Origin of the sequence: Dactylosporangium sp. NPDC005572, assembly GCF_040605515.1 — a bacterium.
Classification (GTDB): Bacteria; Actinomycetota; Actinomycetes; order Mycobacteriales; family Micromonosporaceae; genus Dactylosporangium.
On record NZ_JBEXCY010000442.1, the window covers coordinates 1 to 2,100 of the forward strand.

At 71.7% G+C, this 2,100-nt stretch carries 2 protein-coding genes; one reads left to right on the top strand and one right to left on the bottom strand.

The window, feature by feature from the left end:
- The coding region (locus ABZS66_RS61445; RefSeq protein WP_354774210.1) for a hypothetical protein at positions 1-285 on the top strand (285 nt) is incomplete at its 5' end.
- A gap of 403 nt (positions 286-688) precedes the next feature.
- On the opposite strand, the gene ABZS66_RS61450 is transcribed toward ABZS66_RS61445, so the two are convergent.
- Positions 689-1,783: a LacI family DNA-binding transcriptional regulator gene (locus ABZS66_RS61450; protein ID WP_354774212.1), complete on the bottom strand. Its 1,095-nt coding sequence runs from the start codon at positions 1,781-1,783 to the stop codon at positions 689-691.
- Between the last annotated feature and the right edge of the window lie 317 nt (positions 1,784-2,100).

Consider the following 2,100-nt stretch of genomic DNA (forward strand, 5'->3'; position numbering starts at 1 on the left):
GTGGTGCGCGTGGTGCGCGTGGTGCGCGTGGTGCGCGTGGTGCGCGTGGTGCGCGTGGTGCGTGTGGTGCCTGTGGTGCGCGTGGTGCGTGTGGTGCGCGTGGTGCCCGTGGTGCGCGTGGTGCGCGTGGTGCGCGTGGTGCGCGTGGTGCGCGTGGTGCGCGGCTGGGGCGAGCCCGCGTGCCGGCTGCGCCTTGCACGCGAAACCGGCGATCAACTCGACCGACTTCATGATCCATGGCGACTTTTGGCTGTCATAGCAGCCAAAACTCGCCATCGATCATGACTCCACGACCAACGACGGTCCGGCGTTCGCCTCACGTTGCGCAAACCGTGATCACGGACGCGTCGCCCATGATCAAGGGAAACTTCTGGTCGCCATGGCAGCCAAATGTTTCCCACGATCATGAGAACGCGCGCCGTGATCGGCGTTTCGGCAACGCGGCGTCCACCACAACCACGGCTGCCGACCCAGCCTGCCTGTGCGCAACCCGCGCGGCGTGCGGTCGGGCGCGGTGCGGGGTGGTCGGGGTGGTGGAGGGCGACGGGTGGTGGGGTGTGGGTGGGCGTGGTGCGTGGGTGGGGCGGGGGAAGCTCAGTGTGCGGTCGGGTGCGGTGTGCGGGTTGGTTGGGGGTGGTGGAGGGCGACGGGCGGTGGGATGGGGTGGGTCGCGTGGGTGGGCGGTGGGCTAGGCGGCGCGGGAGGGGCGGGCTGACGCGCGTACCACCAGGTGTGGGGCCAGGTGGACCGGGCCGTTCGGGGCCGGTGCGCCCGACAGCTGGCCGATGAGTAGTTCGACGCTGCGCCGGCCCAGTTCGGCGAAGTCCTGGTGGACCGTGGTCAGCGGGGGCAGGAAGTAGCCGGACTCCGGGGTGTCGTCGAAGCCGACGACGCTCACCTCGCCCGGCACCAGGCGGCCCGCCTCGTGGAACGCCCGCAGCACGCCCAGCGCGATGTGGTCGTTGCCGCAGAAGACGGCGGTCACGGCCGGGTCGACGGCGAGGCGCTGGCCGCGCAGGTAGCCCGACCGGGCGCTCCAGTCGCCCGGCTCCACCCGCGGGACGATCGCGCCGGCCGCGTGCAGCGTCTGCCGCCAGCCGTCGATGCGGTCGCGCGCCTCGGGCCAGTCCGCCGGTCCGGGCACATGATGTACCGTCGCATGCCCCAGCTCCAGCAGATGCCGCGTCGCCAGGCCGGCGCCCCGGACGTTGTCCACCCGCAGCATCGGCACCGACCCGTCGTCGGCCCCGCCGACGCCCACCGCCGGTGTGCCCGCCGGCACCTGGGTCAGCGCGTCGGCCACCGAGTTCTTCGGGGCGATCGCGATGATCCCCTCCACGGCCTGCGCGCACAGCTGCTCGACGGCGTCGAGCACCGAGTGGCGGTCGAGTGAGCGGACGGTCGCGATGCTCACGTAGTAGCCGGCCTCGCGGGCGGCCTTCTCGATGCCGTAGATCATCGACGCCGGGCCGGCCAGGGTCGTCTCGAAGCCGATCAGCCCGATCGTGCGGGACCGGGCGGTGACGAGCGTGCGGGCCGCCAGGTTGCGCCGGTAGTTGAGCACCCGCACCGCGTCGAGCACCCGGCCGCGGGTCGCCGGGCTGACGTTCGGCAGGTTGTTGAGCACCCGGGACACCGTCTGGTGCGACACGCCCGCGAGCCGCGCGACGTCGCGCATGCCGACCTTGCGCAGCGGGGGCTGCACGGCGTCGAGCTCCGGCCCGCCGCCGTGCGCCACTGGCCCCCGCCGATCGCGGTCCGGCCCAACGACCGATGCAGACACCGAGTGTCTCCTTCCGGCAACTATCCGAGCGCCGGGACTTGACGCCCGGCATGAGAACGCTAACACTCTCGAAATACAAGCGCGATGGCCAATGTAATGACGGGCCTACGCGGCTGAACCCCACACCGCACACCCCGGCGGCGTGGCGATCCGCCCTTGATTGTGAACGTTCACCAGCAGCGCAGCAGCACCAGGCACACGCCCCTGCACGACACCCCAACATTTCCGAAGGGACATCACCCAAGTGTTGAAGAGATGGTCCGCGGCCGTGCTCGGCGGCCTGCTCGTCCTCGGCGCCGTGGGCGCCTGTGGTGGCG